At 42.2% G+C, this 15,872-nt stretch carries 15 protein-coding genes; 4 read left to right on the top strand and 11 right to left on the bottom strand.

Translation table 11 applies throughout. The features are described from left to right. The first annotated feature begins 78 nt into the window (after positions 1 to 78). A complete protein-coding gene (locus HYI04_RS06815) occupies positions 79 to 804 on the top strand; it encodes a hypothetical protein (protein ID WP_178896032.1) in 726 nt (241 codons plus the stop codon). 40 nt (positions 805 to 844) lie between these two features. Here the strand turns inward: HYI04_RS06815 and HYI04_RS06810 are convergent, their stop codons facing one another. The 3 genes from HYI04_RS06810 to HYI04_RS06800 all read right to left on the bottom strand — a co-directional run bounded on the left by HYI04_RS06810 (position 845) and on the right by HYI04_RS06800 (position 2,520). Then, positions 845 to 1,156 carry a putative quinol monooxygenase gene (locus HYI04_RS06810; RefSeq protein WP_005400608.1) on the bottom strand — a complete coding sequence of 104 codons (312 nt, stop codon included), beginning with the start codon at positions 1,154 to 1,156 and terminating at the stop codon, positions 845 to 847. A gap of 14 nt (positions 1,157 to 1,170) precedes the next feature. Further along, complete coding sequence (locus HYI04_RS06805) at positions 1,171 to 1,752, bottom strand: NAD(P)H-dependent oxidoreductase (protein ID WP_005400607.1); 582 nt, start codon at positions 1,750 to 1,752, stop codon at positions 1,171 to 1,173. 156 nt (positions 1,753 to 1,908) lie between these two features. Further along, positions 1,909 to 2,520, bottom strand: coding sequence for a glutathione binding-like protein (locus HYI04_RS06800; protein WP_005400606.1), 612 nt, complete (start codon positions 2,518 to 2,520; stop codon positions 1,909 to 1,911). Between the two features lie 219 nt (positions 2,521 to 2,739). Between HYI04_RS06800 and HYI04_RS06795 the strand changes: the two genes are divergently transcribed. Next, positions 2,740 to 4,182 (top strand): SulP family inorganic anion transporter, encoded by a 1,443-nt coding sequence (locus HYI04_RS06795; RefSeq protein ID WP_178896031.1) that lies wholly within the window; start codon positions 2,740 to 2,742, stop codon positions 4,180 to 4,182. A 65-nt stretch (positions 4,183 to 4,247) separates the two neighbouring features. Here the strand turns inward: HYI04_RS06795 and HYI04_RS06790 are convergent, their stop codons facing one another. Next, positions 4,248 to 6,701 (bottom strand): ExeM/NucH family extracellular endonuclease, encoded by a 2,454-nt coding sequence (locus HYI04_RS06790; protein ID WP_178896037.1) that lies wholly within the window; start codon positions 6,699 to 6,701, stop codon positions 4,248 to 4,250. Between the two features lie 192 nt (positions 6,702 to 6,893). Here HYI04_RS06790 and trmB point away from each other — a divergent pair, with 192 nt between their 5' ends. After that, a complete protein-coding gene (trmB, locus tag HYI04_RS06785; protein WP_005400603.1) occupies positions 6,894 to 7,610 on the top strand; it encodes a tRNA (guanosine(46)-N7)-methyltransferase TrmB in 717 nt (238 codons plus the stop codon). Between the two features lie 54 nt (positions 7,611 to 7,664). Here trmB and HYI04_RS06780 read toward each other — a convergent pair whose 3' ends face one another. The 7 genes from HYI04_RS06780 to HYI04_RS06750 all read right to left on the bottom strand — a co-directional run bounded on the left by HYI04_RS06780 (position 7,665) and on the right by HYI04_RS06750 (position 14,520). After that, positions 7,665 to 8,450 (bottom strand): fatty acid desaturase, encoded by a 786-nt coding sequence (locus HYI04_RS06780; RefSeq protein ID WP_005400602.1) that lies wholly within the window; start codon positions 8,448 to 8,450, stop codon positions 7,665 to 7,667. Between the two features lie 127 nt (positions 8,451 to 8,577). Beyond that, a complete protein-coding gene (locus HYI04_RS06775) occupies positions 8,578 to 9,351 on the bottom strand; it encodes a Rossmann-like and DUF2520 domain-containing protein (protein ID WP_178896030.1) in 774 nt (257 codons plus the stop codon). Between the two features lie 90 nt (positions 9,352 to 9,441). Further along, the gene (locus HYI04_RS06770) at positions 9,442 to 10,239 is read right to left on the bottom strand and encodes a thioesterase family protein (protein WP_159152899.1); all 798 of its coding nucleotides are present in this window, start codon (positions 10,237 to 10,239) and stop codon (positions 9,442 to 9,444) included. A 53-nt stretch (positions 10,240 to 10,292) separates the two neighbouring features. Beyond that, on the bottom strand, positions 10,293 to 10,967 hold the full coding sequence (locus HYI04_RS06765) for a class I SAM-dependent methyltransferase (protein ID WP_159152898.1): 675 nt from the start codon (positions 10,965 to 10,967) through the stop codon (positions 10,293 to 10,295). Positions 10,968 to 11,037: 70 nt separating this feature from the next. Continuing rightward, positions 11,038 to 12,030, bottom strand: coding sequence for a biotin synthase BioB (gene bioB / locus HYI04_RS06760; RefSeq protein WP_159152897.1), 993 nt, complete (start codon positions 12,028 to 12,030; stop codon positions 11,038 to 11,040). 74 nt (positions 12,031 to 12,104) lie between these two features. After that, the gene (locus HYI04_RS06755) at positions 12,105 to 13,793 is read right to left on the bottom strand and encodes an AMP-binding protein (protein ID WP_159152896.1); all 1,689 of its coding nucleotides are present in this window, start codon (positions 13,791 to 13,793) and stop codon (positions 12,105 to 12,107) included. A 100-nt stretch (positions 13,794 to 13,893) separates the two neighbouring features. Further along, positions 13,894 to 14,520, bottom strand: coding sequence for a TetR/AcrR family transcriptional regulator (locus tag HYI04_RS06750; protein ID WP_029575068.1), 627 nt, complete (start codon positions 14,518 to 14,520; stop codon positions 13,894 to 13,896). Between the two features lie 148 nt (positions 14,521 to 14,668). On the opposite strand from HYI04_RS06750, the gene HYI04_RS06745 reads away from it, so the two are divergent. Then, positions 14,669 to 15,841, top strand: a complete 1,173-nt coding sequence (locus tag HYI04_RS06745) for an isovaleryl-CoA dehydrogenase (RefSeq protein ID WP_005400596.1) — start codon at positions 14,669 to 14,671, stop codon at positions 15,839 to 15,841. Positions 15,842 to 15,872: the final 31 nt, after the last annotated feature.

The raw sequence follows: 15,872 nt of genomic DNA, 5'->3' as shown, positions 1-15,872 counted from the left end.
GCCATACTCTTTGATACACTCAATAATATCCATCTTCAAATATCTATAACCATATAAAAATGAGAGGAAACGATGCCCATGCAAAAATGGATCAGACCAACACTCATACTCAACACCCTATTTTTCATAACACTCACAAGCAATGCTTGGGCCAAAGCAGAGGCAAAACCGACTCTCAAAACAAGCTACCAATCTTTTGTGCCAAAAAACTGGAAGATTTTAGAAAAAGTCCAAGGCGATTTAAACCAAGATGGTCAAGCGGATATTGCCCTGATTATTGAAGACACCAATCCTGAACATATTGTTAAAAATGATCGTTTAGGGAGTGATGTCCTCAATATCAATGAACGAAAGCTTTTGGTTTTATTGAAGCAAACGCATGGTTATCAACTTGCGGCGACTAATACTACTTTGCCGACAGAAGGTGACATAGAGTCCCCTTGCCTCGCTGATCCACTCGGTGAGACTGAAGCGTTAAGCATTCAAAAAGGTATGCTCAAAATTCATCTGCACTACTGGTTAAGCTGTGGTTCGTGGTATGTGACCAATCACGCGTATACCTTCCGATACCAAGACCGTGCATTTAAACTGATTGGTTATGATGTCGATGATTTCCACCGTGCATCAGGCGACATCACGGCGCGAAGTATCAACTTTATGACAGGTAAAATAAAAAATACGACAGGTGAAAATGAGTTTGCTGAAAGTACTCAACCTGTCAAAGTTCAATGGACAACATTAAAACAGCACTACGCATTGAAACTCGAGCAGGTTCAGTTCAATGAGCCACTGGAGTTTAAATAAACAGAGCGAAGAAAAGCTCTGTCAAACTCATATGCGTAGCTTATTGCGCTTCTAAAATACGAATTTGTACATGAGCAACTGCACCTTCAGTTGCTTGAGCATGTTGCTGCATATTGATACTGTGCATATGGGTTTCTAAATGCTGCATGCTTTCCCATTTTTCATACATCATGATTGAAAACGGTACTTTGATTTGTAATGCACTCTCAACAGCAGGATGGTCGATATGCACATCATAGAGATGGCAACCGGGCTCTTGTAATACTTGCTCACGGATGTTGTTGAATGAATCAAGAACCATTTTAAAATCTTGCTCTGAATGACAAATGATTTCAGCAATGACAGTTAACATACTCGCATCTCCTATTAAGCAAAAACTTGTGTCAAATGCTCACGGTACTGTGCCATATAGGCTTCAACTTCAGGTGCTTTAATCACATCATTGACAATAAAAGTCGGTAAGGTTTGCATCCCTAAAAATTGATTGGCTTTGTGAAAAGGTAAATAAACCCCGTCGACCCCAACCCCATGAAAAAATTGTTCAGCGTCGTTAAATGCATCCATCGGTGCATTCCATGTCAACGACAGCATATAGTTTTTATCGTGAATCAGACCGCCTGAACCATACTTTTTTGAAGCATCGGAACGTGAGCGACCATCATTGGCATACAGACTACCGTGCCCTTCGGTAAAGACATCATCGATATACTTTTTTACAGTCCACGGCGCACCCATCCACCAACCTGGCATTTGGTAAATCACGGTGTCTGCCCACAGAAATTTCTCCACTTCAGCTTTTGCATCATATTCGCTGTCAGCGCGTGTCACTTGAACCTGATGTCCTAAGCCTGACAAGACCTCTTGCGCAAGTTCAGTTAGGGTATCGTTTAACTGACCATTCGAGTGTGCAAAAGTTTTTGCACCGTTAATTAATAAAATATTTTTCATTGGAAGAGCCTAAAAGCCAAAATCTATGCAGGCACTATAAAGATTCTGTTCAACACTAAAAAGGAGTGAATCTGCAAAATATTATTGACTAAATATCAACAATAGACTTTAGAGTAATAAAAAAGCGCCTCTCGGCGCTTCTTCAATGCATCAAAATTAAGGAATTAGGCCTTCATCTCGCATTGCAATTTGTACAGACTGACGTTCAGCCACTTTATTACGGATAAAGATAATATTTTTATACGGCGATAAATCATGTTCGATGACATTTGACCAATTGGTGAGGACAAATAAATACGCATCTGCAGGTCCAAAATTATCATCAACCAAATAGTCATGATCCGACTCACCAATTTGTTTATCGATATAACTAAGTAAACGATCAATCTCTGCATAGGCTTTTTCTTTGGCAACAGCGTCTAATGGCGAACCAAAGAAAACGGCATAAGCATCGTGCAACTCAGAGTTTAAATAACCTAACCATTCTAAAACTTTGGCACGCCCCAAACCCGATGGCGGAATAAGATCTTGTTTTGGATCATGTTGTGCTAAAAATGGCAAAATGGCTACATTTTCAGTCAGAATCAAACCTGGATTAATCTCTAAAGCGGGGACATATCCTTTTGGATTAATTTCGTAATAATCAGCACCTTTTTCTGTTTTATGTGTTTTTAAATCTACTCGGACTAAATCAAAGTCAACATTAATTTCATTGAGGATAATGTGCGCCGCAAGCGAGCACGCACCCGGTGCATAATAAAGCTTCATATCTGATCCTTGTTATAACTCTATTCTCTGTTTTAAATGGCTTCTAACAAACTTTCAAGTGATCAAAACCTGTAAATTGCAAAAAAGCGTAAACGAAAAATCATTCGTTCGCCTATTGAATATTGTCTAATTCACATTTTTTTTCAAGTACAACAACACTGCAATTTGCAACAGAGTTGTTTTAACATAGCCCCCTTGACCCTAAAATGAATTTGATCTGTGATTAGCCTTAAAAAAGATGAATGGTTTTCTAACATTCGTACCGATGTTCTAGCAGGTTTAGTGGTAGGACTTGCCCTGATTCCCGAATCTATTGCTTTTTCAGCAATTGCAGGTGTAGACCCTCAAGTCGGACTGTATGCCTCCTTTTGTATCGCAGTGAGCATTGCTTTTTTTGGCGGTCGTCCAGCCATGATTTCAGCAGCAACAGGCGCGATGGCCCTACTCATGATCACACTGGTCAAAGAGCATGGCCTACAGTATTTACTCGCAGCAACCATTCTCACAGGTGTCATTCAAATCATTGCGGGTTATTTTAAAGTTGCCAAACTGATGCGTTTTGTGTCGCAGTCGGTGGTGTATGGTTTTTTAAATGCGCTGGCGATTTTAATCTTCATAGCGCAACTTCCAGAACTCAGCCAAATGAATTACTGGGGCTATGCATTTGTCGCTCTTGGCCTCGCTGTGATTTATCTGTTTCCTTATCTGCCTAAAGTAGGGAAAAGCATTCCCTCACCGCTTATTTGTATTCTTGTCCTGACCGCTTTGGCGCTGTTTTTAGGCACAGACATGCGTATGGTCAGTGACTTAGGTCATTTCCCCGATACTTTACCTGTTTTTCTACTACCTGATATTCCACTAACCCTTGAAACGCTGCAAATTGTCTTCCCTTACGCCATCACATTAGCGACCGTCGGTTTGCTTGAAACAATGATGACCACCACGGTGGTAAATGAAGTTACAGGCACTGAAGGTGATCGTCATCAAGAATGTCGTGGACAAGGCATGGCCAATATTGTGAGCGGTTTTATGGGCGGTATGGCAGGCTGTGCCATGATTGGACAGTCTGTGATTAATGTCAGCTCTGGTGCACGTACTCGGCTTTCAACCTTAGTGGCTGGTGTGTTTTTACTGTGTTTGGTGGTGTTTTTTAAAGACTGGCTGTCTTATATTCCAATGGCAGCTTTGGTTGCCATTATGATCATGGTGGCATTTACAACCTTTCAATGGGACTCGGTTAAAAACTTCTCTAAACACCCGCTACAAAGTAATGTGGTAATGCTCAGTGTCGTGATGATTGTCTTAGCCACACATAATCTTGCCTTGGGCGTCTTTGTCGGAGTTTTACTGTCCGCATTATTTTTCATCAATAAACTGGAAAGTGCGGTTCATGTTCAGTCTGAACTGCATAACCATACTCGTCGCTATGTGGTGAGTGGTCAAATTTTCTTTAGCAGCTCAGAGAAATTCTTTCAGTTTTTTGACTTTAACGAACACATTCAGAAGGTTGAAATTGAACTCAGCCATGCACATATTTGGGATATGACTTCAGTCCAAATGTTAAATGCTGTAGTTGAAAAGTTTGAAGCCCAAGGTGTTGTGGTCGAGGTGTTAGGCTTAAATGAAGCCAGCAGTACCCTCATTGACCGTATCAGCTCATAAAAGATTTCAAAAATCATAGACAAAATAAAAGGGCGATGACGCCCTTTTATTATTCATAAAGCAACTTAAGACTGATTCTTGCGACGTCTTAAACGGCCATACAAGGCCAAACTAATTAATCCTAATGCAGACCACAGTCCTGTACTTCCCGCACTGGTTTTATCCTCATCGTTAACCACTGCATCGTTTAAGTCTAAATCCACAATCACAGGATCATGGTCAGAAGAGCGGTATGCATCGTCCGCATAAAATGCAACAATTTGCTCCTCAGTTTTATATTCTTCGTTATAGTCTAGTGCCGTCGGTTCATCTGCATTGATATGCCATGCAAATGCTTTTTTCACCAAAGGATAAAGTGCTGCATCAGCAATCGCATGGTCTAAATTGCCTGCACCACCATAACCTTGAGCATTACTGGCTACGCCGAAAACATAGCTATAAGCTGCTTTCCCCTGACCAATTTTTTCATCATTCAACAATACTTTATAGTTGGCTTGTTCAAGCGCCAGAATTGGATCTTCTTTGGCATAACTGTTCAGATCACCTAACAGTAAGACATTCGGTTTACTCACCTGTGTTGGATTCTTCGCGACCCACTGCATTAACGCTTGTACCGCTTTAACGCGCGTTGGATTCCAACAACCTTGACCATCCCCCTGATCTGCCTCTATCGAAGTTTTATCATCTGGACAGCTACCTTTAGACTTCAAATGGTTCGGAATAATCGTAAAAGTCTTTCCACCTGATAAGGCTTGAAAGGTTTGCGCCATCGTGACCCGATTTTTCTGGCTCTGGTCATCAAAGACCGCTGCAACATTGATTGGTTTGACCCGCTTGGCATTATAAATAATGGCAACAGCAATCGCATCGGTTCCAAGTTTGTCAGCATTCGGAGGCGTTATATATTTCCAGTCACTCCCCAGCGCTTGGGCTAAATAAGCAACTGCACTGCGCTCGCCATAACCGTTGTTGGCAATTTCCATCAGACCATACACATCTGCATCAATCGCTTTTAATGCACTGACAATTTTCAGATGTTGCTTTTTAAACTCAGCCTCAGAACTTGCACCACGTTCCGTAGGAAAACCTTGCGCCAAACCATTGTCATAATTCAGTACGTTAAATGCTGCAATACGAACTTGTTGTGCAGCTTTTGCTGGAACGCTTGCACGTGGGTTTGTCGCATCTAAGACTTGTGGCGCTGTTGCCCCAAGCACAGGCTGAATTCGCCATTGGTTATAGCGGTATTCTAAAATGCCTTGTACATTTTGCAGTTGTGCACCTGTACGTAGGGTGTTTTTAGCACTAAAGGAAGTTGGCAACCACGGCGTTCTGTTCTGATTGTTATAGCCATCATCCAAAATAAGTTTAGAACGCAAATTCTGTTGTGCAAGCGCTTTGGCTTCCGTTGAGTTGGCAGGATATAAATTGGTTGGAATATATAAACGAGCGGGGCTTAAAGCCAGTTCCCCAAAACGCCCATGGTTATAGTTTTCACTGACCGTAAGCGTTTGAGGAATATTGACCAACATACCTTGATAGCGTTTTGGTGCATGGCCTGACATTTCAGTCAAATTATCAAAGGGCAAATTGATCGCCATTGGCTTAACCAAGTCACTCGCCGAAGGATTACAAACATTAATATCGCTGCTTAAATCTTGAAGCTGCAGTTGGTTTTGATAGGTTTTTAACTTGCCTTTAAAAATGACTTCCTGTCCCACTTGCCCACCTGTCACACTACTTGAAGAAGGAACATAGACAAACACCGCATTACTGCTATTGGTTTTGGCTTGAGCATCTGGGGTTTGTACAAAGAAACCTGAGAAACCATTGTTATAACGATAATCAGCAGTGATTACGCCTTTTACCACATATTCCGCATCTTGCGCTGCATTTTGCAATGTCGCAATTGGGGTAGCTGTCGTACTACAGCTCACGGTGCTTAGAGGCGGTGCCGTACTTCCAGCCAGATAACTGGAAAATGCGTTTCGGTCTGACCATTTTTCCCATGCCGATGCCAAATCAAATGGTGCGGTAACGTCAATCCCTGCACTGGATACATTATTACTTAATAATGTACGTTTAAAACTATTCGCTGTTGCAACACTACCCCATCCAGTGCTTGGTCTTTCGCCCACTGTACCAAAGCGGTCAATCGCAACGCCATTATGATAAAGCACCAAAGTGTCGTCACCATTGAAAGCTAAGTTCGCCTGCTGTTGCACCGTATCGCCTAGAGCTTCTTTTAAAGCAGAATGCCCGACTAGATAATGCCCCTTTGCTGCCAATTGCCCTGTCAAACTCACCGTCAAATTTGCACTGCTACTGCCATTTGCGTATTGCTTGATCTGATATTCTGCCAAGTTGACCGTCGTCGGATCTGGATTATAAATTTCCAATCCTTTCTTATTTGAAGTTCCATCTACATACTGACTAAACAATAACTGTGCATAGGCAGGAAAGGAACAACCCGCCAAAATCAGGCTCAGGCTTAATATCTGTGGCTTAAAATTTTTCATCATTTTTTATCAGTTGGTTAAATCGTATGGCAGATTAATTTTTATTCGTTACATCATGATTAATAAATGATGACAGTTTTTAGGCTAATCAAAATAGAGCGTGCTGAATTTGATAAATTCTGAGTAAAAAATTTGACTTGTCCTGCTCAGGACTTACAATACCGCTTTCGAATTTCTACATCTGCCAAAATTATGACGAATGATCAATTAGACCAGCAAGTCGTCGAGCTAGACAACTTAAATGAACACCGCGAAATTGTGACATTTATGCGTCGTTCATCTCCGCTGAACACCTCGCAACGCACTGCGCTTGAACAATATGGTCACATGATTTTGGAATATCCTGTAGGCGACTTACGTCAGCAGTTTGAACATCCAGAGCGTCCGCTCACGGTTGAAATTGGCTTTGGTATGGGACGTTCATTGGTGTTGATGGCACAGGCCAACCCTGAACGTAACTATGTCGGGATTGAAGTGCATGTTCCGGGGATTGCGCAATGTGTGTATGAAGCTGGAATTGCAGGTTTAACCAATCTTCGTCTTTTAGATGCAGATGCCATTCAAGTATTACGTGAAATGCCAGATAACAGCATCAACGCTGTGCAACTCTACTTCCCAGATCCATGGCAGAAAAAACGTCACTTCAAACGTCGTTTCGTTTCCCATGACCGTATGCCACTGGTTGAGCAAAAGTTGGAAATGGGTGGCACATTCCACGCAGCGACAGACTGGGAACCGTATGCAGAGTGGATGATTGATGTACTCGATAACCGTCCAAATCTTGAAAATATGGCAGGTAAAGGTAACAGTTACCCGCGTCCAGACTGGCGTCCACAAACTAAATTTGAACGTCGTGGACTCGAAGAAGGTCATAAGATCAACGACTTCTTATTTAAGAAAATTAAATAAATTTCAGATCTCATAAAAATAGGGCCGAGAGCCCTATTTTTTATGCTTAAATTATTAAAATACATGCCGAATTTCAACCGTTGGATCATGTTCATCCAAGCGTTTTGCCAAAATATGTAAACGTCGTGTCGGCACTGCGGGAAACAAATGATGCTCCACATGATAAAACATGTTGTAGGTCACGACCCGTTTAAACTCATTACGCACAGTACGCGCCATATACACATGATCTTCCGTATCATGATGCACCGTCCACACCGCAAAAAAAGCCGTCATGCATTGTCCAATCAACATGGCACTGACATGGTATTTTAAAATACTGATATCCAAGAGCACAAAAACCAAAAACAATACCATGACGTTGGCAATCAGTTCAGCCGTCATCCATTTTTTCTGGGTTTTAGTTCCAACCTCAAAGGCTTTTTTATGCAAGATCCATGGAAAAACTGGACCAAAAAGCAAAGCTTGCCACCACTTCATGGTTGCACTTTTTGCTTCAATATCTTCGTCCTGCATACAGTGCTGATGGTGGCGGAGGTGATTAATTTGTACAGCATGCATCGAACCGAGCATGACGATGCTCAAAACAAACATCACCCAATGGGTCGCAGGTCGGCTAATACCTAAGGCAAAATGAAAAGCGTTATGCACCTGTCTGAGCCCTGTTAAGAAAAACATAAACGAGCAAAACAGCGCCAAGACATACCACTGTAAACTTGCAAAAATGAAAGAAACGATCAACCACGGTAAAGAGATAAATAACTCACTGATCACATCGGTACGGCCTAAATGAACGAGATCTTTCCACTGCACTTGTTCCAATAATGAATGTGTACGCATATACCCTCTATTTGTTTGTATTTATTTTAAGCGACACTGTACCGAATCTTAGGGCATAAAAAAAGCCACGTTTTCAGTGGCTTTGCTTGTTCTTTGTGACTCACCTCTTCGTTTATTATATTGAATGTCAACTGTGACGTTGACTGATCTGCTGACTCATTAAGGCATACACTTCAGCAAGATCCGCTCGTTGAGCTTGCGCAAGCATCTGTTGATGCATCTGTAGAATATTCTGATCCTGACGCATCGCAGGGCCAGTTTGCATCTGCTTCGGATCATTCTGTGTGGCTTTCTGCGCAGTTTCTAAGATCAAGGGATACAAGAGATTAAAATCGACCTGCTCTGCATCCACCACTTGTTTCGCCATGTCATAACAATAATTACTAAAATTACAGGCAAAAACAGCCGCTAAATGCAAACTTAGACGCTGTGCAGAGCTGTAGCTATACACGCGTTGGCTCAGGCTTTCTGCCAGTGTATATAGTCTTTGAAGATCTGTATTTTCAGTGGCTTCTACAAACAACGGTGTATTTGACCAATCAATTTCACGTTCTAAGCTAAAAGTCTGTAAGGGATAAAAAACTCCTGCACGTGCATGTTGCGTCGCCAAAACTGAAAGCGCTGTACTCCCCGAAGTATGTACAATCAACACATTCGGCAGATATTCAGTCAATGCCGAAATTACACTCGGAATAGACTGATCACTTACTGCAATCATCACCAAATCCACATCAGCATTTAACTGCTTAAAATGACTGACCGCCTTTGCATGTGCAACTTGCGCTAAATCCGCAGCTTTGTCGAAGCTTCGGCTATAAATATTGATGATTTCATGCTGAGACATCAGAGCTTTGGCCAAATGATGAGCCACCCGCCCCGCTCCAATTAAACTGATCCGCATCTTCATTTCACTATTTTAAAGTGCCTACAGCATGCCAATAAAAAAAGGATGAAGCAATTCATCTTTTTTTATTAAATTGACACTGACCAACTAAAACTTACGAAGAGTCAAAATCTGTTCACTACGACCAAATGGCCCTTGCTCATCGTGCAAAACCGCACTGGTTAAACCGATACCATCATCACCATATTGCTGCGTCGCTTCCAAACCTAACCATTTCCCTTGGGGTAAACGGTGTAAATGCAGTTGTAGGTCTAAATTGGGAAAGCCCCATCCAGATGCTGGATTTTGACGTGGGACAATACCGTTGGCTGTATCCACCATACCCAATAAGCGCACAAAACTTGATGTTTCCTGAGCTTCTACCATGTCCAAATCATTATGTAACCAGACAATGCCTTTACCCGCACGGTGCCCTTCTGCCGCACGTGTCTCAATACTCTGGATATAACCACCCGGCCAACATTTCATCCCATCCCATACTGGCAAAGTTTCAGGATCTACAATCGGTTGATCTTCCAGCCCTGCAATTGCACTGGTATCTTGCTTCATCATTTTCCAAGCACGGGCCACAATACAAGTCTTCCCGTTTGCTTGCATTTCCGCCTCGATCAGTTCAATGGTTTTTCCAGCCCGAATGACACGGGTATGCACCGTAAACTCACCAAAAGCGATCAGTCCAAAAATATCTAAACTCACGCGTCCAATGCGCATCTCATCACGTGGTTGAAACTGCTCTAACTCTGCACACAAAACCCCTGTTGCAGGTGCCATGTGCTGTTCATGCGGGTTCCATGCGCCTTGTGCATGAATATTGGAAAGATAAGACGCCGTACAGCTCCCATCACTATGCTGCTCACGATTTAAAAGTTGATAATAGGCTGCCATATATATTCCTTCATTCTTATCTTTAAAATGTATCTTTTCACTGCCATTGGTTTTTACTTTTGTGCAAAAAAACCATAATAATTCAACAGTTGACTATAAGTTCGTACTTCATGAAATCCAACTTTAGTTAGAAGCTCTTGCATCTGGCTGGCCGAGACCAAATAAAAATCTTGTTGTAGCCGCTCAATCATTTTTTCACTCTGTACCACCGTCAAACCATTGCTCTGACATAAGGTTTGTAGAACCTTGAGTTCAGTGTCATCACTAGAACTCATCAGGTCATAGCTCAGTAAAATAGCTTGTGTTTTAAGACAGCGTAAAATGTCGGCAAAGAAAAATAACTTTGCTTCAAGTGGTATAAAATGCGCCACCAATATGGCTAAAGCGGCATCAAACTGTGCACTTTCCTGTAATGCCGTCGTATCACCATGCACAAAGTGAACCCGCGTTAAATCACTATGGGTCTCGCTCAATAACTGCTGCGCTTTTTCAATCATGGTCAAAGATGGGTCAACCGCGGTAAAACTCCACGTTGGATGCTGCGCCAACAAATATGAAAGCTCATAACCTGTACCACATCCCACAATCAATACATGCGCATGTTCTGGTAGATGTGTTTTTAAAATGGCTTGAATTTGCAGATGGACCAACTCATATCCTGGAATGAGCTTACGAATATGTTGATCATAACCATCCACTACAGTTTGACTCTGAAAGTCTTTCGCCATTTTATTGTTCACTCATCTACTTTTATTCGTCGCCCTAAATCTACACTTTCATCACCGCATGTTCTAGCACTTAAGCCACAGCCATAGCATCGACCGTTAACTCAGCAAGTTGGGGTTTGGCTTTTTCTGCATGTAGCCCCAGTTTTTGAAAGAGTTGTTGATCCTTGCCTTGTGCTGTATTTGGCGTAGTCAGCAATTTTTCACCAGAAAACAGTGAATTTGCACCTGCCATAAAAGCCAAAGCTTGGTCGGTATCGGACAACGATTCACGTCCTGCGGACAGACGAATATAGCTTTTCGGCATAGTGATGCGCGCTACTGCAATAGTGCGAATCCACTCGGTCACATCTAACTTTTCAACTTCTGCCAAAGGCGTACCTTGCATTGGAACCAGCATGTTGATCGGCACAGACTCAGGATGTATCGGTAAAGTCGCCAATTCAAACAATAAACCAATTCGATCTTTGGTCTCTTCACCTAGGCCAACAATCCCGCCACTACACACTTTTAAACCTGCTTCTCGAACATGACTTAAGGTATCCAAACGGTCATCAAAACTACGGGTACTAATCACATTTGGGTAGTATTCACGAGACGTGTCTAAGTTATGGTTGTAATAATCGAGTCCTGCACCTTTTAAACGTTCGGCTTGTGAAGCATTCAACATGCCTAAAGTCATACAAGTTTCTAAGCCCAGTGCTTTAACTTCACGCACCATATCCAAGACATAAGGCATATCGCGTTCATGTGGATTGCGCCATGCCGCGCCCATACAAAACCGTGTAGAACCCGAGGCCTTCGCCTGCTGTGCTTCGCTAATGACCTTTTCAACCGCAATTCTTTTTTCAGCTTCAAGCTTTGAGTCATAACGCGCAGACTGTGAACAGTATTTGCAGTCTTCAGGGCATTTACCTGTTTTGATCGACAGTAAAGTACTGACTTGAATCGCATTTGCTTCAAAGTACTGACGATGAATTTGCTGTGCTTGAAAGACCAAATCTAAAAAAGGCTGTTGGTAGAGTGCTTGTATTTCAGCTCGAGTCCAATCATTTCTCAGGTGCATATGCTATTCCTTTTGCTTTTCACTTCGGACTTTCCTTCGGCTTCAATCCAGCAAAGGAAAGTCCGTCTTCAACCTTATGCGATTTCTTTCAAATCCAGTTCATTACGCATAAATTCCTGCAATTTAAACTTCTGCGCTTTGCCCGAAGCTGTCATTGGGAACTCATTAAAAAACCGCACATAACGTGGAACTTTATTGTGTGAAATGTGTTCCGCACAGTACTGACGGATCGACTCTTCAGTAATTTCATGATGCTCATGTAAAATAATACAAGCACATAATTCTTCACCATAACGTGCATCGGGCAGACCAATGACTTGGACATCACTCACATCAGGATGGGTGTATAAAAAGTCTTCGATTTCTTTCGGAAATAAATTTTCTCCGCCACGAATGACCACATCCTTAATTCGGCCTTTAATTTTCACAAAGCCAGCTTCGTCCATTTCTGCGATGTCGCCCGTATGCATCCAACGTGCTGAATCAATCACTTCTTGCGATTTTTCATGGTCTTCCCAATACCCCAACATTACCGAATAGCCACGAACACACAGTTCACCCAACTGACCGCGCGGCACAACTTTGCCTTGTTCATCAACAATTTTAATTTCAAGATGTGGATGGACACGCCCTACGGTTCCGACTCGTTGTTCAACTGAATCTGAAGTTGAACTTTGTGCACTGACTGGTGCCGTTTCAGTCATACCATAGCAAATGGTAATTTCGGACATGTGCATCCGATCAATAACACGTTGCATAATTTCACGTGGGCACGGACTACCCGCCATAATGCCTGTACGTAAACTAGAAAGATCAAAAGCATCAAACTGTTCATGCTCTAAAATGGCAATGAACATGGTCGGTACACCGTATGCGGCCGTACATTTTTCTTGCTGAATGGCTTTTAACGTTTCTAAAGGATTGAACACCGCCGATGGATAGACCATGGTTGAACCATGCGTAATACAGGCCAAATTGCCCATCACCATACCGAAACAGTGAAAGAGCGGTACAGAAATACAGACTCGATCGGCAGGACTTAAGTGAATGGCTTCACCAACAAAATAACCATTATTTAGAATATTATTATGTGTCAGCATTGTGCCTTTCGGGTTACCTGTGGTGCCCGAAGTAAACTGGATATTGATGGTTTCATCAAACTGCGATTCGCTTGCAACGAGCTCTAATTGATTGAGCTGTCTTTTGCTGGGGGGAGTAAGCAAATCACTAAAACGATGCAAACCCGTATGTTCTTCTTCATCAATTTTAATAATATATTTTAAATGTGGCAGTCGTTCTGCCTTTAACACTTTATTTTCAGCACCTTTAATTTCAGGGGCAATTTTCATTAGAATATCTTGATAATTCGTGCTTTTAAATTGCGATGCAATGACCAAGCCCTTACAAGAGACTTTATTCAACACATATTCGAGCTCATTATTTTTATAGGCAGGGTTCAAGTTGACTAAAATGATGCCTGCTTTAAACGCAGCAAACTGGGTGATCGTCCATTCCACACAGTTCGGTGACCAAATCGCAAGTCGATCGCCTTTCTTCAAGCCCAGTTTTAGTAAACTACAGGCAAACGCATTGACCTGAGCTTGTAATTCCTTATACGTGAGTCTGACATTTTGATGCAGGCTGACAACAGCATCTTGTTCCGCATACTGCTGACAAGCCTGATCAAATTTCTCACCAATTGTCATGCCTAATAGGGGCTGACTGCTCGTTCCATAGGCATAACTTAACCGTTCTTGTGTCATCGAATCGATCTCCTTGATTCATTGTAATCTTGTTATTCAACTTTAATTGTTCTATGACTACTTCCCTTCAAACACCAAGCCTTTGTGTTCACACCTGCTACTATTTTTCCTCCTGAACCTGAACTGCATTGACACAAAATTCGGCAATTTGTTTCACAAAGTAGTCTTTATAGTTTTGATCAAACATCACATTTCGAGACGGATTTAAAGGCTCAATCACCACAAAAGTCATGGCGCCGACCACACAAAGTGCTGCGGTATTTAAATCTTCAAATCCAAACTCACCGTTAATTTTCCCTGCGGCCAGTATTTCTTTGATGCTCTGTTTAATCAGCTGTTTACTGCGAAAACGTTCATGTTCTAACTCAGCATCGACTGGCTCAAACATGAGTGAATACGCAAGTTGGGGGCTATTCATGGCACGTTTCACAAACGTGGTTACCGCCTTGTCCAATTTCTGTTTTGACGTAAGCTCACTTTCAGCAATGTGATTTAAAATTTTCACCTCATGCTGAATGGCCTCAGACAAAACCTCAATTAACACTTGGCTTTTGTTATCGAAGTATCGATACACCAAACCACTCGAAACACCCGCGCGTTCAGCAATTGCTTGAATTTGCGCGTCTTTAATCCCCCCTTGAGCAATAAGTTCACGAGCGGATTGCAAAATCGCTTCACGATTTTGTTCCATTCGCTCTTGCATCAACGATGATCTTTTATAACTCATAATTCTATTCTCAACCAGATAAAATGAATTGTAAATCAATTTGTGAATTTTAGTTCACTTTTTTAAAAATTCGATGTATTGTAAAAATCAAGCACAACAAAAATGCTTTATCAGGAACAATAAATACACTCATAGGACGAATGAAGAAATGACCCTACAAAGCTTAAATTTCGGTTTAGATGAAACACTCATTGCACTGCGTGATTCCGTTGCGGCTTTTTGTGCCAAAGAAATTACTCCTATTGCTCAACAAGTCGATCAGAACAACGAATTTCCGGCTCAGTTGTGGAAAAAATTTGGCGATATGGGCTTACTCGGTCTAACCGTCAGTGAAGAATATGGCGGTACAGGCCTAGGTTATTTAGCGCATATCATTGCCATGCAGGAAATCTCACGTGCTTCAGCTTCGATAGGTCTTTCTTATGGTGCACATTCTAACCTATGTGTGAATCAAATTAACCGAAATGGCAGCGAAGAACAAAAGCAGCGCTATTTACCTAAGCTGATTTCAGGTGAATATGTCGGTGCACTTGCCATGTCTGAACCAAACGCAGGCTCAGACGTAGTCAGCATGAAACTCAAAGCTGAAGATTGTGGCGATCACTTCCTGTTAAATGGTTCAAAAATGTGGATCACCAATGGTGGTGATGCTGATGTACTTGTGGTGTATGCCAAAACTGATCTGCATGCAGGTGCTAAAGGCATGACGGCTTTCCTTGTAGAAAAAGGCATGGAAGGTTTTAGCCACGGCACACATTTAGACAAGTTAGGTATGCGCGGTTCGAACACTTACCCCCTGTTCTTTGACAACGTGAAAGTGCCAAAAGAAAACGTGATGGGCGGTGTAGGAAACGGCACGAAAGTGCTCATGAGTGGTTTGGACTATGAGCGTGCGGTTTTAAGCGCAGGTCCTTTAGGCATTATGGATGCCTGCATGGACACCGTGATTCCGTATATCCATGACCGTAAACAATTCGGACAAGCGCTCGGTGAGTTCCAGTTGATGCAAGGCAAAATTGCCGATATGTATTCGACTTGGTTGGCATGTAAAGCGTTGGTTTATGCTGTGGGTGCTGAGTGCGACAAGGCTGACCATAGCCGTAGCCTACGTAAAGATGCAGCCAGTGCAATTTTATATGCCGCGGAAAAAGCCACATGGATGGCAGGTGAAACCATTCAGACCTTAGGTGGAAATGGTTATATCAATGAATTTTCTGCAGGCCGTCTATGGCGCGATGCAAAACTCTATGAAATTGGCGCGGGAACTTCTGAAATTCGCCGTATGTTGATTGGCCGTGAACTGTTTAATGAAACAGCTTAACCCTCCACAACAATAAAAATGACAAGGATGT

The organism is Acinetobacter sp. SwsAc2, assembly GCF_013391465.1.
In the GTDB taxonomy this organism is placed as follows: Bacteria; Pseudomonadota; Gammaproteobacteria; order Pseudomonadales; family Moraxellaceae; genus Acinetobacter; species Acinetobacter johnsonii.
Note: the sequence above shows the minus strand (reverse complement) of the source record. Positions and strands in the feature narration are given on the sequence as shown.

Bases quoted from the DNA above. Each gene is read 5' to 3' on its own strand.
- HYI04_RS06815 (WP_178896032.1), top strand. From the start codon at position 79: ATGCAAAAATGGATCAGACCAACACTCATACTCAACACCCTATTTTTC.
- HYI04_RS06810 (WP_005400608.1), bottom strand. From the start codon at position 1,156: ATGTTAACTGTCATTGCTGAAATCATTTGTCATTCAGAGCAAGATTTT.
- HYI04_RS06805 (WP_005400607.1), bottom strand. From the start codon at position 1,752: ATGAAAAATATTTTATTAATTAACGGTGCAAAAACTTTTGCACACTCG.
- HYI04_RS06800 (WP_005400606.1), bottom strand. From the start codon at position 2,520: ATGAAGCTTTATTATGCACCGGGTGCGTGCTCGCTTGCGGCGCACATT.
- HYI04_RS06790 (WP_178896037.1), bottom strand. From the start codon at position 6,701: ATGAAAAATTTTAAGCCACAGATATTAAGCCTGAGCCTGATTTTGGCG.
- trmB (WP_005400603.1), top strand. From the start codon at position 6,894: ATGACGAATGATCAATTAGACCAGCAAGTCGTCGAGCTAGACAACTTA.
- HYI04_RS06780 (WP_005400602.1), bottom strand. From the start codon at position 8,450: ATGCGTACACATTCATTATTGGAACAAGTGCAGTGGAAAGATCTCGTT.
- HYI04_RS06775 (WP_178896030.1), bottom strand. From the start codon at position 9,351: ATGCGGATCAGTTTAATTGGAGCGGGGCGGGTGGCTCATCATTTGGCC.
- HYI04_RS06770 (WP_159152899.1), bottom strand. From the start codon at position 10,239: ATGGCAGCCTATTATCAACTTTTAAATCGTGAGCAGCATAGTGATGGG.
- HYI04_RS06765 (WP_159152898.1), bottom strand. From the start codon at position 10,967: ATGGCGAAAGACTTTCAGAGTCAAACTGTAGTGGATGGTTATGATCAA.
- bioB (WP_159152897.1), bottom strand. From the start codon at position 12,030: ATGCACCTGAGAAATGATTGGACTCGAGCTGAAATACAAGCACTCTAC.
- HYI04_RS06755 (WP_159152896.1), bottom strand. From the start codon at position 13,793: ATGACACAAGAACGGTTAAGTTATGCCTATGGAACGAGCAGTCAGCCC.
- HYI04_RS06750 (WP_029575068.1), bottom strand. From the start codon at position 14,520: ATGAGTTATAAAAGATCATCGTTGATGCAAGAGCGAATGGAACAAAAT.
- HYI04_RS06745 (WP_005400596.1), top strand. From the start codon at position 14,669: ATGACCCTACAAAGCTTAAATTTCGGTTTAGATGAAACACTCATTGCA.